Annotated in this window: 14 protein-coding genes and 1 pseudogene; 3 read left to right on the plus strand and 12 right to left on the minus strand. The window is 70.8% G+C overall.

What is annotated here, in order from left to right:
- Window positions 1-95 precede the first annotated feature (95 nt).
- A complete protein-coding gene (locus ABZ862_RS07755; protein ID WP_360953931.1) occupies window positions 96-2,171 on the minus strand; it encodes an NAD-binding protein in 2,076 nt (691 codons plus the stop codon).
- A gap of 260 nt (window positions 2,172-2,431) precedes the next feature.
- Here ABZ862_RS07755 and ABZ862_RS07760 point away from each other — a divergent pair, with 260 nt between their 5' ends.
- Both ABZ862_RS07760 and ABZ862_RS07765 read left to right on the plus strand, forming a co-directional pair.
- Window positions 2,432-3,442 carry a permease gene (locus ABZ862_RS07760; protein WP_360954524.1) on the plus strand — a complete coding sequence of 337 codons (1,011 nt, stop codon included), beginning with the start codon at window positions 2,432-2,434 and terminating at the stop codon, window positions 3,440-3,442.
- Window positions 3,439-4,152, plus strand: a complete 714-nt coding sequence (locus ABZ862_RS07765) for a TIGR03943 family protein (RefSeq protein ID WP_360953934.1) — start codon at window positions 3,439-3,441, stop codon at window positions 4,150-4,152. Before ABZ862_RS07760 ends, ABZ862_RS07765 begins: the two co-directional genes overlap by 4 nt.
- Before the next feature lie 78 nt (window positions 4,153-4,230).
- Here ABZ862_RS07765 and ABZ862_RS07770 read toward each other — a convergent pair whose 3' ends face one another.
- The 6 genes and pseudogenes from ABZ862_RS07770 to ABZ862_RS07795 form a co-directional block, all read right to left on the minus strand.
- Window positions 4,231-4,950: an alpha/beta hydrolase gene (locus tag ABZ862_RS07770; protein WP_360953937.1), complete on the minus strand. Its 720-nt coding sequence runs from the start codon at window positions 4,948-4,950 to the stop codon at window positions 4,231-4,233.
- A gap of 218 nt (window positions 4,951-5,168) precedes the next feature.
- A complete protein-coding gene (locus tag ABZ862_RS07775) occupies window positions 5,169-5,504 on the minus strand; it encodes a type II toxin-antitoxin system PemK/MazF family toxin (RefSeq protein ID WP_360953940.1) in 336 nt (111 codons plus the stop codon).
- Entirely contained in the window at window positions 5,501-5,821 is a 321-nt protein-coding gene (locus tag ABZ862_RS07780) for a hypothetical protein (RefSeq protein WP_360953943.1), read from the minus strand. The genes ABZ862_RS07775 and ABZ862_RS07780 overlap by 4 nt, the downstream gene beginning before the upstream one ends.
- A gap of 90 nt (window positions 5,822-5,911) precedes the next feature.
- Complete coding sequence (locus ABZ862_RS07785; protein ID WP_360953946.1) at window positions 5,912-6,856, minus strand: helix-turn-helix transcriptional regulator; 945 nt, start codon at window positions 6,854-6,856, stop codon at window positions 5,912-5,914.
- A gap of 281 nt (window positions 6,857-7,137) precedes the next feature.
- Window positions 7,138-7,278 (minus strand): DUF397 domain-containing protein, encoded by a 141-nt coding sequence (locus ABZ862_RS07790; RefSeq protein WP_360953949.1) that lies wholly within the window; start codon window positions 7,276-7,278, stop codon window positions 7,138-7,140.
- A pseudogene (locus ABZ862_RS07795) lies at window positions 7,277-7,444 on the minus strand (helix-turn-helix domain-containing protein); the annotation flags it as partial. The pseudogene ABZ862_RS07795 and the gene ABZ862_RS07790, both read right to left, overlap by 2 nt.
- A 150-nt stretch (window positions 7,445-7,594) precedes the next feature.
- Here ABZ862_RS07795 and ABZ862_RS07800 point away from each other — a divergent pair.
- Window positions 7,595-8,065: an ATP-binding protein gene (locus tag ABZ862_RS07800; protein WP_360953952.1), complete on the plus strand. Its 471-nt coding sequence runs from the start codon at window positions 7,595-7,597 to the stop codon at window positions 8,063-8,065.
- Between the two features lie 76 nt (window positions 8,066-8,141).
- Here ABZ862_RS07800 and haaN read toward each other — a convergent pair whose 3' ends face one another.
- The 5 genes from haaN to ABZ862_RS07825 all read right to left on the minus strand — a co-directional run bounded on the left by haaN (window position 8,142) and on the right by ABZ862_RS07825 (window position 14,176).
- A complete protein-coding gene (gene haaN, locus ABZ862_RS07805) occupies window positions 8,142-8,621 on the minus strand; it encodes a cyclophane-containing RiPP N-acetyltransferase HaaN (protein ID WP_360953955.1) in 480 nt (159 codons plus the stop codon).
- Window positions 8,506-9,786 (minus strand): FxsB family cyclophane-forming radical SAM/SPASM peptide maturase, encoded by a 1,281-nt coding sequence (locus ABZ862_RS07810; protein ID WP_360953958.1) that lies wholly within the window; start codon window positions 9,784-9,786, stop codon window positions 8,506-8,508. The genes haaN and ABZ862_RS07810 overlap by 116 nt, the downstream gene beginning before the upstream one ends.
- A gap of 13 nt (window positions 9,787-9,799) precedes the next feature.
- Window positions 9,800-10,024, minus strand: a complete 225-nt coding sequence (gene haaA / locus ABZ862_RS07815; RefSeq protein ID WP_360953961.1) for a HaaA family cyclophane-containing RiPP peptide — start codon at window positions 10,022-10,024, stop codon at window positions 9,800-9,802.
- A 131-nt stretch (window positions 10,025-10,155) separates the two neighbouring features.
- A complete protein-coding gene (gene haaT, locus ABZ862_RS07820) occupies window positions 10,156-12,933 on the minus strand; it encodes a cyclophane-containing RiPP biosynthesis TPR protein HaaT (RefSeq protein ID WP_360953964.1) in 2,778 nt (925 codons plus the stop codon).
- A gap of 451 nt (window positions 12,934-13,384) precedes the next feature.
- Complete coding sequence (locus ABZ862_RS07825; protein ID WP_360953967.1) at window positions 13,385-14,176, minus strand: hypothetical protein; 792 nt, start codon at window positions 14,174-14,176, stop codon at window positions 13,385-13,387.
- Between the last annotated feature and the right edge of the window lie 99 nt (window positions 14,177-14,275).

The raw sequence follows: 14,275 nt of genomic DNA on the forward strand, positions 1-14,275 counted from the left end.
TGGAGCTCGCCCCGGGTCGCGGCCCACCGGCCCGGCCTCCTCGGCGCCCGCAGCCAGGGCCGGAGCCGGGGTCGGGCCGGAGCTGAGCCGGAGGGTTACGTGCCGGTCGGCTCGCCCTCCCGTTCCCGCTCCCGTCCCCGGCGGCCCAGCAGTTCGGCGAGGCCGCGCCGGGTCATCGCCAGCACCACCCGGTCCTCGGCACGCAGGACGTAGTCGGCGTCGTCCTGGTCGAAGTCACCGACGAGCCGGACGGGTTGACCGGACTGACCGTACGGACCGGACTGGCCCTCGGCCCGCCCGCCCCCGCCGGCACCGTTGCCCCCGCCACCACCGCTGCCGCTGCCGCCGCCGTCACCGCCGCGTTCGAGGACCAGTACCCGCCAGGACCCGGCCCGTGAGGCGTGCCGTACGGCCTTCCCCTCCAGCTGCGGATGCCCGCCCACGTCCAGCACGGCGAACAGCAGCACCCGCCGCTCCACGGGGATGGCCCCCAGGATCTGCCGCCCCTGCATGGCCCCGGCGAACGCGGGAGCGGCGAGGTGGGTGACGCTGCGGCTGCGGGTGAGGGCCTGCGGATGGGCGGCGCGGAGGGTGCGGTAGACGGCGGTGGCGAAGTCGTCGTCGTAGAGCCGCAGGACGACCCGCAGATCGGGCCGTACGGAGCGGGCGTAGAGCGCGGCTTCGAGGTTGGTGGTGTCGGAGCTGGTGAGGGCGAGGAGCGCGTGTGCGCGATGGATCTTGGCGGCTTCGAGGACGCCTTCCTGGGTGACGTCCCCGAGGACGACCGGTACCCGCAGCCGGCGGGCGACGGCGAGCCCGCGGGCGTCGGTCCCGGACTCGACGCACACCACCGGGATGTGCAGCTCGTGCAGCCGCATCAGCACCCGGGCCCCGATCTTGCCGAGCCCGAGAAGGACGACGTGGTCGGCGAGGCCGCGCGGAGGCTTGCGCAGCCCGGAGGCGCTGCGGAAGGTCCCGAGCCCTTCCAGCACGGCGGCGATGAGCACGGGAAGGAGCAGCAACCCGACGAGTCCGGACAGGAGTTGGAGTACCTGCCGTCCCACCGAGTCCCCGATGGCGGGGTCGTCGATGGCGAAGAGATCGAGGAGGGTCAGATAGAAGGCCCTGAGCGGATGGATCCCGGTGACGAGGGAGAGCGCCACGGCGAGGGCGACCACGCAGGCGAGCACCCCGGCGAGGGACCAGCGCAGCCGCCGCGAGAAGAGGGAGGCGAAGGCGGGCACGACCCCGCCCACCGCGCCCCCGAACGCGCCCCTGAACGCTTCTCTGGTGGTGCTCCCGGCGGACCGGGACGCGGACGGACCGGCGGCGTACGACACCTGTTCGAGGACGACGGTCGCGCGCCCGGTGGCGGCCCGTACGGCGGCCTCGTCCGGCAGCAGCCGGGGCCGTCCCTGCTCCCCGCTCTCCTCGGAGCCGTCGGCCCCGGCGGGGTCGGTGCTGGTCGCGGAGAGCAGGGCGAGGGTGCACAGCCCGGGATCGGCGACCTGGCCGGGCGCGGGCGGCGGCCGTTCGACGGCCCGCAGCAGGATGCGGTCGGTCTGGACGACCTTGCTGGTGCCGGCGACGGCGGTGGCGGCGAGGGCGGGCGCGGCGGTGTCGGCGTCGGAGAGCACGATGGTGGAGGGATCGCCGCCGGACGCGTCCGGGCCGCCGCCGTCGGTGGTCGCCAGCGCGGCGGCCTGGTCGAGGAGTTCCTCGATGTGCAGCCCGAGCCGCCGGTTGTAGAGGCGCAGGACGAGCCGGATCCGCGGATTGAGCCGGCGGGCGGTGAGGGCGGCGCGGATGTTGGTCTCGTCGTCCTCGTGGACGAGGCCGAGCGCGACGGCGCGTTCGACCCCGGCGGCGACGAGCACGCTCTCGCTCACCTCGGCGGCCTCGATGACCTGCCCGGCGGAACCGTTACTGCCGCCACCGCCACCGCTGGAGCCGCTCCCGCCGGTGCCGGTGCCGTTGCGCCCGGTGGCGGCGCTGACGACCCGGTCGACCTGACCGAGGATCACGGCGGACGCGGCACGGGCCCGCCCGACGACGGGCGGCCGCACGGCACTCCGGCTGGGCGGTACGACGAGGGTGACCTGTTCGCCGTAGACCTCGCGCAGTTCGGCGGCGAGCCGGTGCACGAGCCCGTCGTCACCGCACACGATCATGTGCGCGGGCCGCCCGCCGGCCGGCCCGCGCCCACTCTGTCCCTGATGGCTCTGGTACGGAACGCTCCCCACGAGGGCAAAGACTGCCCCAGGAAGACGCGTGGTTCCAGCATCCGCTGAACGTGCACAAGTGGTGGCCCGTATCCGAAGGACGGAGACCCGCACCAGCACACCCGCGCCACCGGAGGTACGCACCCGTGACCCTCACGAAGCCCCCTCCGACGACGGACGGCCCGGACCACCCGGACCACCCGGATCACGTGGACCACCCGGACCACCCGGACCACCCGGAACCCGCCGACGGCGGCGGACGCTCCGACGGCTGGACCCTCAACTCCCCGATCACGCTCACCCTGTTGCTGCTGACGCTGGTACTGGCCCAGGGCCCGGTCCGCAGGGCCCTGTCCGCCCCGGTGATGCAGAGCTGGACGACGGTCTTCGTCGCGGTCGTCGTGCAGGCGCTCCCGTTCCTGGTCCTGGGCGTGCTGCTGTCGGCGGCGCTGGCGGTGTTCGTCCCGCCGTCCTTCTTCGCGAAGGCGCTGCCGAGCCGCCCGGCGCTCGCGGTGCCGGTGGCGGGACTCGCGGGGGCGGTGCTGCCGGGCTGCGAGTGCGCGTCGGTCCCGGTGGCGGGTGCCCTGGTCCGCCGTGGGGTCCCCGCCTCCGCGGCGATCGCCTTCCTGCTCTCCGCCCCGGCGATCAACCCGATCGTGCTGACGGCGACGGCGGTGGCGTTCCCCCGCGACCCGGAGATGGTGGTGGCGCGTTTCGCGGGGAGCCTGCTGGTGGCGTGCGCGATGGGCTGGCTGTGGCAGAGCATGGGCCGCACGGACTGGATACGCCCCCCGAAGCACCACGCCCACGAGGGCGGCACGAAGGGCGAGGCGTTCTGGTCCTCGGTCCGCCACGACGTGATGCACGCGGGCGGTTTCCTGGTGGTGGGCGCGATGGCGGCGGCGACGCTGAAGGCGGTGGCCCCGGCGAGCTGGCTGCGCACGGCGGCGGAGAACCCGGTCCTGGCGATCCTGGCCCTGTCCGTCCTGGCGGTCCTCCTGTCCATCTGTTCGGAGGCGGACGCGTTCGTGGCGGCGTCGCTGACGCAGTTCTCGCTGACGGCGAAGCTGGCGTTCCTGGTGGTGGGCCCGATGATCGACCTGAAACTGTTCGCGATGCAGGCGGGCACGTTCGGCCGCGGTTTCGCCCTCCGTTTCGCCCCGACGACGTTCGTACTGGCGATAGCGGGCGCCCTGCTGACGGGAGCGGTGCTGCTGTGAACAGGCAGGCGCAGACGGCGGTCCTGTTCCTCACCGGAGGGGCCCTGCTCCACGCGGGCACGACGGACCTGTACCTCCGCTACGTGAAGGCGGGCCTGCGCCCGCTGCTCCTGCTGGCGGGAGCGGTCCTGCTCCTGACGGCACTGGCGACGACGTGGTACGAGTGGCGGGCGAGGAACCGCGAGGACGCCGGCCACCCCCACCACGAACCCCGCGTCTCCTGGCTCCTGCTCCTCCCCCTCTTCGCCCTGATCCTGGTGGCGCCCCCGGCGCTCGGCTCGTACAGCGCGGTACGCACCGGTACGGCACTGCAACAGCCGTACGGCTACCCGAAACTGCCGGAGCGCGGGGTGCTGCGCCTCAGCCTGGTGGACTACGCGGGCCGCGCGGCGTACGACAGGGGCCGCCATCTGACGGGCCGTACGCTCCAGATCACCGGGTTCGTGTCCCTGGACGCCAAGGGCAGGCCGTACCTGGTCCGCATGGCGTTGAACTGCTGCGCGGCGGACGCCCAGCCGGTGAAACTGGCCCTCACGGGCAAGATCCCCCCGGTCCTCCAGCCGGACACCTGGCTGCGGATCACCGGCACCTACACCCCCCGCCGCACCACGGACCCCATCAACGGGGCCCCGATCCCCTACCTGAACGTCACCACGGCCGAACCGGTCCCGGTCCCCCACGACCCGTACGACGAAAGCTGGAACCAGTGACGCCGAAGGACGACGCGGGGGGCCCTCGGGAAGGGCACCCCCGCACCGGTCACCGGGACACGCCGCGGCGGCCCGCCGTCACCTCAGATGCCGGTCGAAGAACCGTTCCCCGTCCTCCGTCTCGAACCACGGGGTGCCGGTGTGCCCGCCCAGGTTGGCGTGCAGCGTCTTCTCCTCGGTGCCGAAGGCGTCGAACAGGTCGAGGGCCCGCTGCCGGGGGTTGCCCTCGTCGTCCCACTGCAACAGGAGCAGCAGCGGAACGGTGATCTGCCCGGCCTGCTCGCGCACGGCGCGGGGCACATAGCCTCCGGCGAAGAGGACGGCGGCCGCGATGCGCGGCTCGGCCGCCGCCAGCCGGATGCCGAGGGCGGTCCACCCCTGGTACCCGACCGGGCCGCCGGTCTCCGGCAGCGAGAGAAGGGCGTCCAGGGTGGTCCGCCATTCCGGGACCGCCTTCTCGACCAGCGGGCCGATGAAGGACTCGAAGATCTCGTCGACCGGCTCACCGGCCCGCATCGCCCGGCGGAGTTCGGCGCGGATCTGTTCGTCGGCGGAGGAACGGGGCCGGTCACCGCACCCGGCGGTGTCGATGGCGGCCACCGCGTAACCGCGCGCCGCGGAGTGCCGGGCCCGGGCCACCAGCCGGGGTTCCCTCTTGGGCAGGCCGTTGTTGTGGGCCATGAGGATCAGCGGGGCCGGTGCGGAGCCGGATGTCCACAGGGTGCCGGGGGTCTCGCCGAGGAGGAACTCGCGCTCGAGGACGCCGTCGTCGAGGCGCTGTTCGGAAGTGAAGTGCACGATCGTGCCTTTCGGGAGGGCTCTGGAACGGCGCTCCCGGACGATCTATCGCCCGACCGTGGCCCCGGAGGGGAGCACCCATGTCGATACTGCGTTCACGGGTACCACCTCCTCGTTCTCTCGCACGGCCTCCGGAAACGTAGCAGGGGCCACGACACCCCGCCAACCGATTTCCCACCCGACCCCGCACCCGCCGCGGCACGCCCCGGCCGTGGCGGCTACGTCAGCCCCAGGATCACGCGGACGCGCTCCTCGACACTCCGCATCTCACTCGGTGACAGCAGGCCGAGACGCCGCCGGAGTCTTGGCTTGTCCACGGTGTGCAGGTCGGTGCAGTTCACATAGGACTCGTCGTACTTGGTCACCCCGCAGTCGGGACCGATCGGAACGTGCGTGACGGTCGGACCGGGCGTTCCGGTGACCACGGCGACCGTCAGCGCCGACAGCGGTTCGGCAACGCGGTTCACCGTGAGGACGACCACCGGACGGGGGCCGATGGGGCTGGGCAGGGCGCAACCCCACACCTCGCCCCGCAAGGCCGAGCCGGCGTTCACCACTCGGCCTCGTCTGCCGCCGCCAGTTCGTCCGCCGTCGCCGGCGGTACCGCATCGGGCATCGGGGCCAGGGCGCCCTGATAGAAGTCGCGGATCTGCTGAGCCGCGGCGACTTCGGCTGCCTCCCGGGAGAGCAGCCGAAGCCCTTCGCGTAGGGCGTCGGAGAGCGAATGCAGGTCGAGTGTCTGCATCACCCGTTGCAGATCCGCCAGCTCGTCAGGGCGCAGCCGTACCTGAGCCACGCTGCTCGCACCGCTGCCACCCTGCTTCTGGTGCGTGGAGGAGGTACGGCGCTTCCCTTTGGCCGTGGAGGTCATTCCTCCCTCCCTTCCCCGTGTGTATGACAATTGTCGTACACCTAGTGTCATTCTCGCCTCCGGGCTGGTCAAGCGTGTCTCGTCATCGGTTCAGGCGGCAGCGGCGGGGTGCTCTTCGCCCTGTCGGCAGTCCCGGCAGCGACCGCCCGGTTCCGGTGCGCGGAAGGCGCGGTCGCAGCCGTCGCAGTTCTGGAGGCGGTGGACGGCGGCCGGCCGGTCTCCCTGGGCGGGCGGCGCCGTCGCCGCCGACGAGGGGAGCAGTGGCAGGGGCGTCTCGCGGAGCCGGTAGGCGAGGATCCCGGCCGGACGGCCGTGGAACCGGTCGGGCAGCCCTTCGGTGAGCAGCGAGACGATCCGTACGGGGTCCACTCCCGCCGCGAGCCACTCACCGACACCGGGAGCGATCCGCGCGGCTTCCGGCCGGGAGAGCTCCAGACGGGGGTCGACCCGGCGCAGCGAGGTGAACACGGCGAGGATCCGCGGATCGATGTCGGCGGCGGCTGCCGGTGCCTCGGGCTGCGGGGGAGCGGGGGCGGGAGCGGGGGTGGTGAGGGCCGCGGGCGCGGCCTCCGTGACCGTGGGCGCCGCCTGCACGTTTGCGGGCGCCGTCTGCGGCCGGGGCGCTTTGCGGGGACGGGGCGGCGTCGGCTGGGGAGGTTCCGGCGGGTCGTCGGGGTCCAGGTCGCCGCCGGGTACGTCGTAGAAGTACGTGCGGGTACGGATCCGCCCGTCGAACTGCCGCTCACGGCGCCGCTCCAGGTAACCGGCGTCCTCGAGGGCCCGCAGGGCCCGCGAGATGAGGATCTCGCCCTCGTCGAAGTGCTCGCACAGGGCGTCGATGGAGACGCGGGAGCCGTCGGCCAGCGAGGCGATGTAGGCGCCGACCCCGACGACGACCGCACTGCCGGGCAGTTGGGCGAGGGCGTTGGAGAGGACGGTGAATCCGGCGGTGAGCCGGGTACGGACGTGGATCACGCCGGACAGCGAAGCTCCGGCATCGGCGCACAGAGGCGCGTTAGACTCGCGGTCAGCCATAGGGAAGGTCTCGACTTCCTGATCGGTCAGGCCCTCGTGCGGGATGCCAGTCCCAGCGGGGGCCGAACCTTTTCGGTTGGGTGGGGCGAACGTAACGACCCACTACCCTCCGTCGCAAGCCGGTCACCCGGACGGGTGACGGACGGGTGACGGACGGGGAGGGTGGGTGGGTGGGAAGTACTTTCACCGGTTCTTTAAGGAGGCCCGTGGCCCACCGGCCCCTCGGAAACGAGGACCCGGCGGACCTGAACCCCCCCCGCCACGACCGGCACCCGGCCGACTCAGAGCCGGTGCCGACCGGCCTTCAACTCGCTCACGAACGCGCCCCAGGCGAAGGGCCGGAAGGCGAGCACGGGCCCGAGGGGCGCCTTGCTGTCACGAACGGGAACGGTGGCGCCGGGGCGGCCGTGGGCCACCTCCACTGGGCCTCGCCCCGGACGCCCGCTCGATCTGGGTGATCCGGGTGGCCACGACGTGGACCATGCGGCCGAGTTCGGCCTGCGTCAGCCCCGCTGCCGTGCGGAGTCTGCGGACGCGTGAGCCGAAGAGGGCGGCCATGGAGGTGGTGGGGTCAATTCCGTTGGCCAAGAAGTCACTTCCGTTCCTTACCGGCAGATAGGTAATGCTCTGTCACCTTTCGAGCGTAGGGCGATCGGACGATTCTTGGGTACGGAATGTAATGATCCGCATACGCGGAGACACCTGAGACCGGTTCGGCAGCCGAGAAAGAGGGCCACAGTGCTGACGGAAACGCCCACCTCGAACGAGGGCCCGCGCAGGACCCCGGAAGTCACCGCGCTGAAGGCGCAGTTCATGTCGACCCCCCGGGGCGCCAGGCTGGCCCGCCAGGCCGCCGTACGGCAGATGGGCACGTGGGGCCACCCGCCGGAGTCGGACGCGTCGTGCACCGTGGCCCTGGTGGTGGGGGAACTCGCGGCGAACGCCGTGCGGCACGGCCGGGCCCCGGGACACGACTTCGGCCTGCACCTCACCTACGACGACGGGTCGCACCTGGTGCGGGTGGAGGTGGCGGACGCCAACGCCGCCAAACACCCGCCCGCGGCGGCCCCCACGGCCCACGCCGCCGGCGAGTCGGGCCGCGGCCTGCTCCTGGTGGCCACGCTGGCGGCCCGCTGGGGCTGGACCCCGCGGGACCCGCTGGGCAAGACGGTGTGGGCGGAGGTGCAGATGAGCCGCACGCCCGCATAAACACTGCAGCCGCGAATCACACCGAGGGCGCGACCACTCTTCGGCAGGCACGGTGACGCTGCGCTCCGTTCGGTCCTCACACCGTGCCGGAATCGACGCGGTACACAATTTTTCCGCCCGCTTCCGAGAACCCCAGCGAGGTATAGAAGGCCTGCGCCCCCGGATTGTCACGGTCGGCCATCCATTCCACCCGGCTGCAGCCGGGGCGTGCCGCGGCCAGGGCGCGGAGTTCGCCCATCAGGCGCGCGCCGATGCCCTGTCGGCGCAAGCTGCTGCGGACGTAGAGCTCCTTGAGGAACAGGGAGTGGGAGGCACCGGCGGCAGGCCAGAGGAAGGAGTAGGCGGCGAGACCGACCACCTCCCCGTTCCCGTCCTCGACGATCAGGGCCGAGGCCAGCGGAGGTGCGCCGAAAAGGGCTTCCTCGACCTGCCAGCGGCGCTCATCGATCGGCTGGATGGCTGTCTCGGCCGTGCCGTAGTACCGCTCGATCTCCTCGATCAGTTCGGCCACGGCCTGGACGTCCCGCTTCTCCGCGGGACGGATCGTCACGGCCATCCGTGTCTCCTGTCTCTTCTCGGTCGTTCAGGTGAGTCCATCCGTGCGCCCGCAGGGAGACTTGGACGTGACGGATGAGGTATTCCAGGTCGGCGCAGTAGACGGATGGATTCCCGTAGCCGCTGGCAGTGCTGAAACGGTGCGGGAGGTAGCCGCCGCCGCAGACGTCCACGATCGGACAGCCGCGGCACTTCGCGGCGAGTGCGTCCTTGCCGTGCTGCCGGTGCCGGAGCTTCGGATGCCGCAGGGCGTCGTCGAAGGAGTGGTGGAAGACGTCGAGCCCGAGCCAGGAGGCGCCCTCTTCGACCGAGCGGAGGGTGTCCACGCCTTCGAGCGAACCGTCCGACTCGATCACCACGCTGGTGGGCGGCGCCAGACCGAGCGTCTCCACCGACCCGTGCACGCCGGAACTGAGGGCCACGATGTCCTCCAGCATCCGGACGCTGTGCCGGTATTCGGTTCGGGCGAGCCAGGCGTCGTAGACCTTGCTCAGCCACACGCCGTACTCGGGCACGCTCGGGTCGCCACGGTACGGCGGATCGTCGTGGGTCGCGTGTGGCAGCCCGAAGTCGATCACGGGGGGTGCCAGCGCGGCCAGATGGTCATGAACCTCTACGGGATCGTTGGCCAGGTCCACTACGGCGAGCAGCCCTGCGAACAGGTGTGGCCGGGCCCGCAGCAGATCGATGCCGCGCAGGGCGGAGGCTGCCGTCGAACGCCCGGCATGGCTGAGCCGGTGCCGGTCGTTCGCGCTCGGTGGCCCGTCGAGACTGACGCCCACGGCGACCCCGTACTGCTGGAAGAGGTCCAGCCACGCGGCGGACAGCAGAGTGCCGTTGGTCTGGAGCCCGAAGCGGACCGGAGTGCCGGCCGGGACTGTCTCGCGGAGGGTGGCCAGCAGTTCGGAGAGGTGCCGGATACCGGCGAGCAGTGGTTCTCCGCCGTGCAGCACGACATCGACGGACGGCAGATTGTGTGCGGCGGCGTGCGCGCCGATACGGCGGGCCGTGTTCCGGGCCACGTCAAGGCTCATTCTGGCGGGCAGCCGACGGGCCGCCTGGTCCTTTGAGTTGAAGACGTAGCAATAATCGCAGTCGATGTTGCAGCGGTTGGCGACCTTGAGGATGAACGTCCGGAAAGCAGGGAGGCCGGTGGGCTGCATCATCGAAGGGGTGTACTCACAGGGGCCAGGGCCAGATGAGCGAGGCCCCGTGAGCTCCCTCTCCGGTCCGGTTCGTCACGGACTGTTCGGCATCCAGCCGCTGCTGGACACGTGCTGCGACGTGGTCAAGGACCGTCGCACCGGGAGTCGTCGGAGTCGCGGCACCGAGGTGTGCAGCCACCGCGCGCGCACTCGGCTCTGGAGCCGACGGCGGTGATGGAGATGGCGGCGACGACGTCATTTCAACACTCCTCGCAGGGGCCGCATCGGGCAGGCATGATGCGGTGGGGTGCAGCAATGGGTCACACGCGAACGTAGCATCCCCGGCGAAGCGGTCAGGATGGGTGATTCGGCCACGCTCGGTTCGATCACTCAGCTTGATTGCGACACGAGTAGTTGTTCGATGTCGTCCGCTGCCGAACTCACGCCCAGCCGGCGGTACACGGCGACAGCGGCCCGCAGCATGCCGACGGCCTGATCGGGCCCGTCGAGCAGCAGGCCGGAGCGGCCGATGCCTTCAAGGGCCCGGGCCTCCTCCAAAGAGCAGCGGGTGTCCTGTGCGAGATCGAGCGCCCGCTGAAAGTGGCTGCGTGCGCCTGCCGGGTCGTCCGGTGCGAGCAGTGTCCCCCAGTGATTCAGCGTCTCTGCCTCGCCGCACCGGTCGCCGAGGGCACGCCGGATCTCCAGGCTTTGCCCGAACTCCGCCGCAGCGCGTTCGGGTTCACCACGCATGGCGTGTGCCGCACCCAGTTCGCTGTGCGCGGTGGCCTCACCGCCGCGGCTTCCGAGATCCCGGTAGGTGCCCAGGGCCTCCTCCAGCAGACTGATCGCCGCAGCGGCATTCCCGGAGACCCGTTCCACCACCCCCAGGAGGCGCACACTGTTCGCCCTGCCGAACCGCTCCCCGAGTTCGGTGAAGTGTGTCAGTGACCGTTCGTGCGCGGTCCGGGCCCCCTCGATGTCCCCGGTCAGCCGCCGGACCACCCCCAACTCGTTCAGGGCGTAAGCCTGGTGAGCGGGGTCGTCCAGCCGGGCATAGATCTCGAAGGCTTCTTCGTGGTGGCGTTCCGCCAGGTCGTAGGCGCCCATGAGGCAGTGCACGATTCCCAGATCGCGCAGCGAGTTGGCCTCTCCGTAACGGTCGCCGAGCTCACGGTAGATCGACAGAGCCTCGCTCTGTGCCTCCGTCGCGTCGGTGAGGAGGCTCATTTGGCGCCGCACCATGCCGAGATCGGCCAGTGCGTTGGCCTGGCCGAGGCGGTGTCCCAGCTCCCGGTAGACGGCAAGAGCCTCGGTCTGGGCGCGTGCGGCGTCGGTGTTGTCCGCGGTCAGGTACCAGACGATGCCGAGCTGGTTCAGGGCGTCCGCCTTGCCGCGTCGGTCGCTAACAGCGTCGTAGTGCGCCACCGCTGCTTCGAGCGCTTCGACCGCTTCTGGGTACGCGGCCATGAAACGCCGCACCACTCCCAGTTCGGCGAGGGCGTCGGCCAGTGCCTGCTGGTCGCCGGTCCGGCGTGCGGCTTCGGCGGCGGTCCGGTGCAGCCCGATGGCCTGGTCCCATGGACCGGCCTGGCGGAGGAAGGGCGCCATGGCAGCCGCCATCCGGGAGACGATCTCGTACTGCGACAAGCGGTCCGCTTCTCGGATGCAGGCAAGGATGTTCGCGCGTTCGTTCTCCAGCCAGCTCAGCGCATCCGCTCGTGACGGCAGGGCGGGTGTCTCCATCTGCTGGCCGGCCTCGGGAGGAGAGGGCACGGCGGCACCGCTGCGGACGATGTGGTCGTTCGCGGCGGCGAGAGCGGACAGGTAGTACGTGCACACCCGCTGAACGGCCTGTGGCTGGTCCATGTTGTCTCCCTCGGTGGTGAGACCGCGGGCGTAGTCGCGCAGGAGGTCGTGGAGCCGGTAACGGTCACCGGGGTGCTCGTCGATCAGGTGATCGTCGTAGAGCGCGTCGAGGTGCCGACGGGCCTCGGAGACCCGGACTGCGGCGAGCGCCGCGCCGACGTGGGCATCGAGGTCCGTACCCGGGTAGAAACCGAGACGGTGGAAGAACCGCTGCCGCTCGGGCGGAAGGTCCCGGTAGGACAGATCGAATGTGGCGGTGATGCCGCGTTCACCAGCCCGCAGTTCTCCCAACCGGTCCTGCGTCGCCGTCAGCCGGTCGCGCAGGTTCGCCGCACTCCAGGAGGGGTGATGTCTGAGCCGTGCGGCGAGGAGGGACACTCCCAGCGGCAGACAGCCGCACAGCCGCACCAGCTCATGTACGACGTCGTGGTCGAGCTGGTCCGCCGCCCGCCCGCTGAGCCGTACGAACAGGTCCATCGCGTGTTCGGGTGGCAACGCATCCACCGGCAGGACCACCTCCTCGTCTGCGGCCAACCGTTTCCGGCTGGTCACCAGCACCAGACAGTCGTTCCCACCGGGAAGCAGGGGTTCCAGCTGCCGGTAGCTGGCCGCGTTGTCGAGAATCAGGAGAGCCTTCTTGCCCGCGAGCCGGCTTCGCCACATGGCGGCCCGGGCTTCGGTGACCGCGCCGCTCTCGTCACCGACGGGAATCTGCTGCGTGGGCACACCGGTGGCCGCGAGCAGGGAGGCCAGCGCCTCACCCGCGTGAACGGGGCCGCGTCCTGGGGTATGCCCGTTGAGGTTCAGAAAGAGCTGGCCGTCCGGGAACCGCTCGGAGAGGACGTGACCTGCGCGTACGGCCAAAGCCGTCTTCCCGACGCCGGGCATGCCGTCGATGACGTGCACGGGCAGCGGTGCGCCGCTCTCCTGCGCGGCCCGAACCGAGAGCACCAGCGAATCCAGCTCGGCGGAACGGTCGGTGAAGGCCGCGGTGTCCCGGGGCAGCGACCGCAGCACACGTGCGGCACCGGGCAGACCGCTCGCGTCGTCGGGACGGACCGTCGGATCAGGAGCTGCCGACGGCCTCGAACGGTCGTCGAAGACGGCGATCGACGCCGTGAGCGCGGCAGTCAGCACGCCCAGCATCACGAAGGACAACCACGGGTGTTCCTGCAGCCAGTGCAGCCACGCCGGCCAGCGCGACTGCGCTGAGATCGCGTTCGTCACGAGGCCCACCAGCATGGTGGCGGCGGTACCGAGGCCGGTGACGGCGATGATCGCGATACCCCGGCGCGTTCTCATACCAGCGCTCCGGCTGTATGCGCCGCCACCGAGACGATGATCGGACGGGCCCGCTTCCTCCACGGAGCAGTCGGCGCTGGTAAGCGGTCGATCCGGGAGACGAGTGCACCACGGCATGACTGACCCAGCAGACTCAGATACACCCGGCACACGTGCCCAACCCCCGGTTCTCGACGCACTACAGGTGGTAGCGGACCAGCAGCAATGGGCAGGGTCAAGGTCGTCTCTGCGCCATGACGACTGCTTCTCGCCCATCCGTTCCGGCGCCGGCCTCCCCGGGGAGGACAGCTGGGACCCGTCGACCGTCCCCACTGGCACCCGCCGATGAGCTTCCCCCCGGCTACGGCTACGGACGGGGACACACTGGCGGGGCTGTGGGGGTCTTGCCGCTCATCGAGGCGTCGCAGGCGCACGCCCACTACAACTCGACGGTGTAGGAGACGACACGGTGTTACTCGGCCTTGGGCGACATCACCCATGCCTCGAGGCCGCTCAGGGATTCGCCCATGGCGCCGAGGGACATCGGTGACGCCTCGTACTGGGCCGAGAGGTTGACCTCGTACAGCTTGTAGGCGGGTTCGGTTTCCCGAGCCGCAGCACACGCGGCCGCCAGCGCGTGCACCGCGCGGTCCCGGTTGCCGTCCTCCACAGCTTCTATGAGCTCGGGCCAGAGCGTGTCACCGATGTGATCGACGAGCTCCATGAGGTGAGTCCCCGCCCGATGGGCGCGGTCCTTGATCGCCTCCAGCTCGGCGTGGGCGCGGTACTCGGCGTGCCGGGATTCTTGTTCGGCCTGGTCCGACCACTCGCCGTCTTCCCAGCCTTGATCCGCCCGTGCCATGGCGGCCTCGAACGTGCGGTCCAGGTCTTGCTGCGAGAGCCGAGGATGGTCCCAGGAGTCGTCGTCATCCTGGAACGACGACAGCGTCAGAGTCAGATCGGGTAGTGCTTCGTCGTCACGCAGGGCGGTGAGCAGCAGCACGGTGTCGATCGCGGGAAGGACCTCTTCCACGTCCACCAGGCCTCGAACGGATGCGGCGGACTGCTCGACGGCCGTGTAGTCGTACTCGGCGATCTGATGGTCGAGATCGCCGTGCACATCAAGGAGGGCACCCCCGATCGTCTCGATCTCATCCATGCGCGTGGCTATCTCCGTGTCGAGACGCTCCACGATCTGCCGCACCATGCGGACGTCCTTGACCTTGTCCTCAAGCGCGGCCACTGCTTTGGCCAGGTCACCCATCTGTATCCCCCTGTCCCGGCAATCGCCGAAGATTCTTTTGGAAGCAGGCTAGTGACGGAGACGGCGCGGTCCGTTGCCATCCGGCCAAGGGGTGGGCTG

It is taken from the genome of Streptomyces sp. NPDC047000 (assembly GCF_040644295.1).
Lineage (GTDB): Bacteria > Actinomycetota > Actinomycetes > Streptomycetales > Streptomycetaceae > Streptomyces.

Bases quoted from the DNA above. Each gene is read 5' to 3' on its own strand.
- ABZ862_RS07755 (WP_360953931.1), bottom strand. From the start codon at position 2,171: ATGATCGTGTGCGGTGACGACGGGCTCGTGCACCGGCTCGCCGCCGAA.
- ABZ862_RS07780 (WP_360953943.1), bottom strand. From the start codon at position 5,821: ATGACCTCCACGGCCAAAGGGAAGCGCCGTACCTCCTCCACGCACCAG.
- ABZ862_RS07785 (WP_360953946.1), bottom strand. From the start codon at position 6,856: ATGGCTGACCGCGAGTCTAACGCGCCTCTGTGCGCCGATGCCGGAGCT.
- haaN (WP_360953955.1), bottom strand. From the start codon at position 8,621: ATGGCCGTGACGATCCGTCCCGCGGAGAAGCGGGACGTCCAGGCCGTG.
- ABZ862_RS07810 (WP_360953958.1), bottom strand. From the start codon at position 9,786: ATGATGCAGCCCACCGGCCTCCCTGCTTTCCGGACGTTCATCCTCAAG.
- haaA (WP_360953961.1), bottom strand. From the start codon at position 10,024: ATGACGTCGTCGCCGCCATCTCCATCACCGCCGTCGGCTCCAGAGCCG.
- haaT (WP_360953964.1), bottom strand. From the start codon at position 12,933: ATGAGAACGCGCCGGGGTATCGCGATCATCGCCGTCACCGGCCTCGGT.
- ABZ862_RS07825 (WP_360953967.1), bottom strand. From the start codon at position 14,176: ATGGGTGACCTGGCCAAAGCAGTGGCCGCGCTTGAGGACAAGGTCAAG.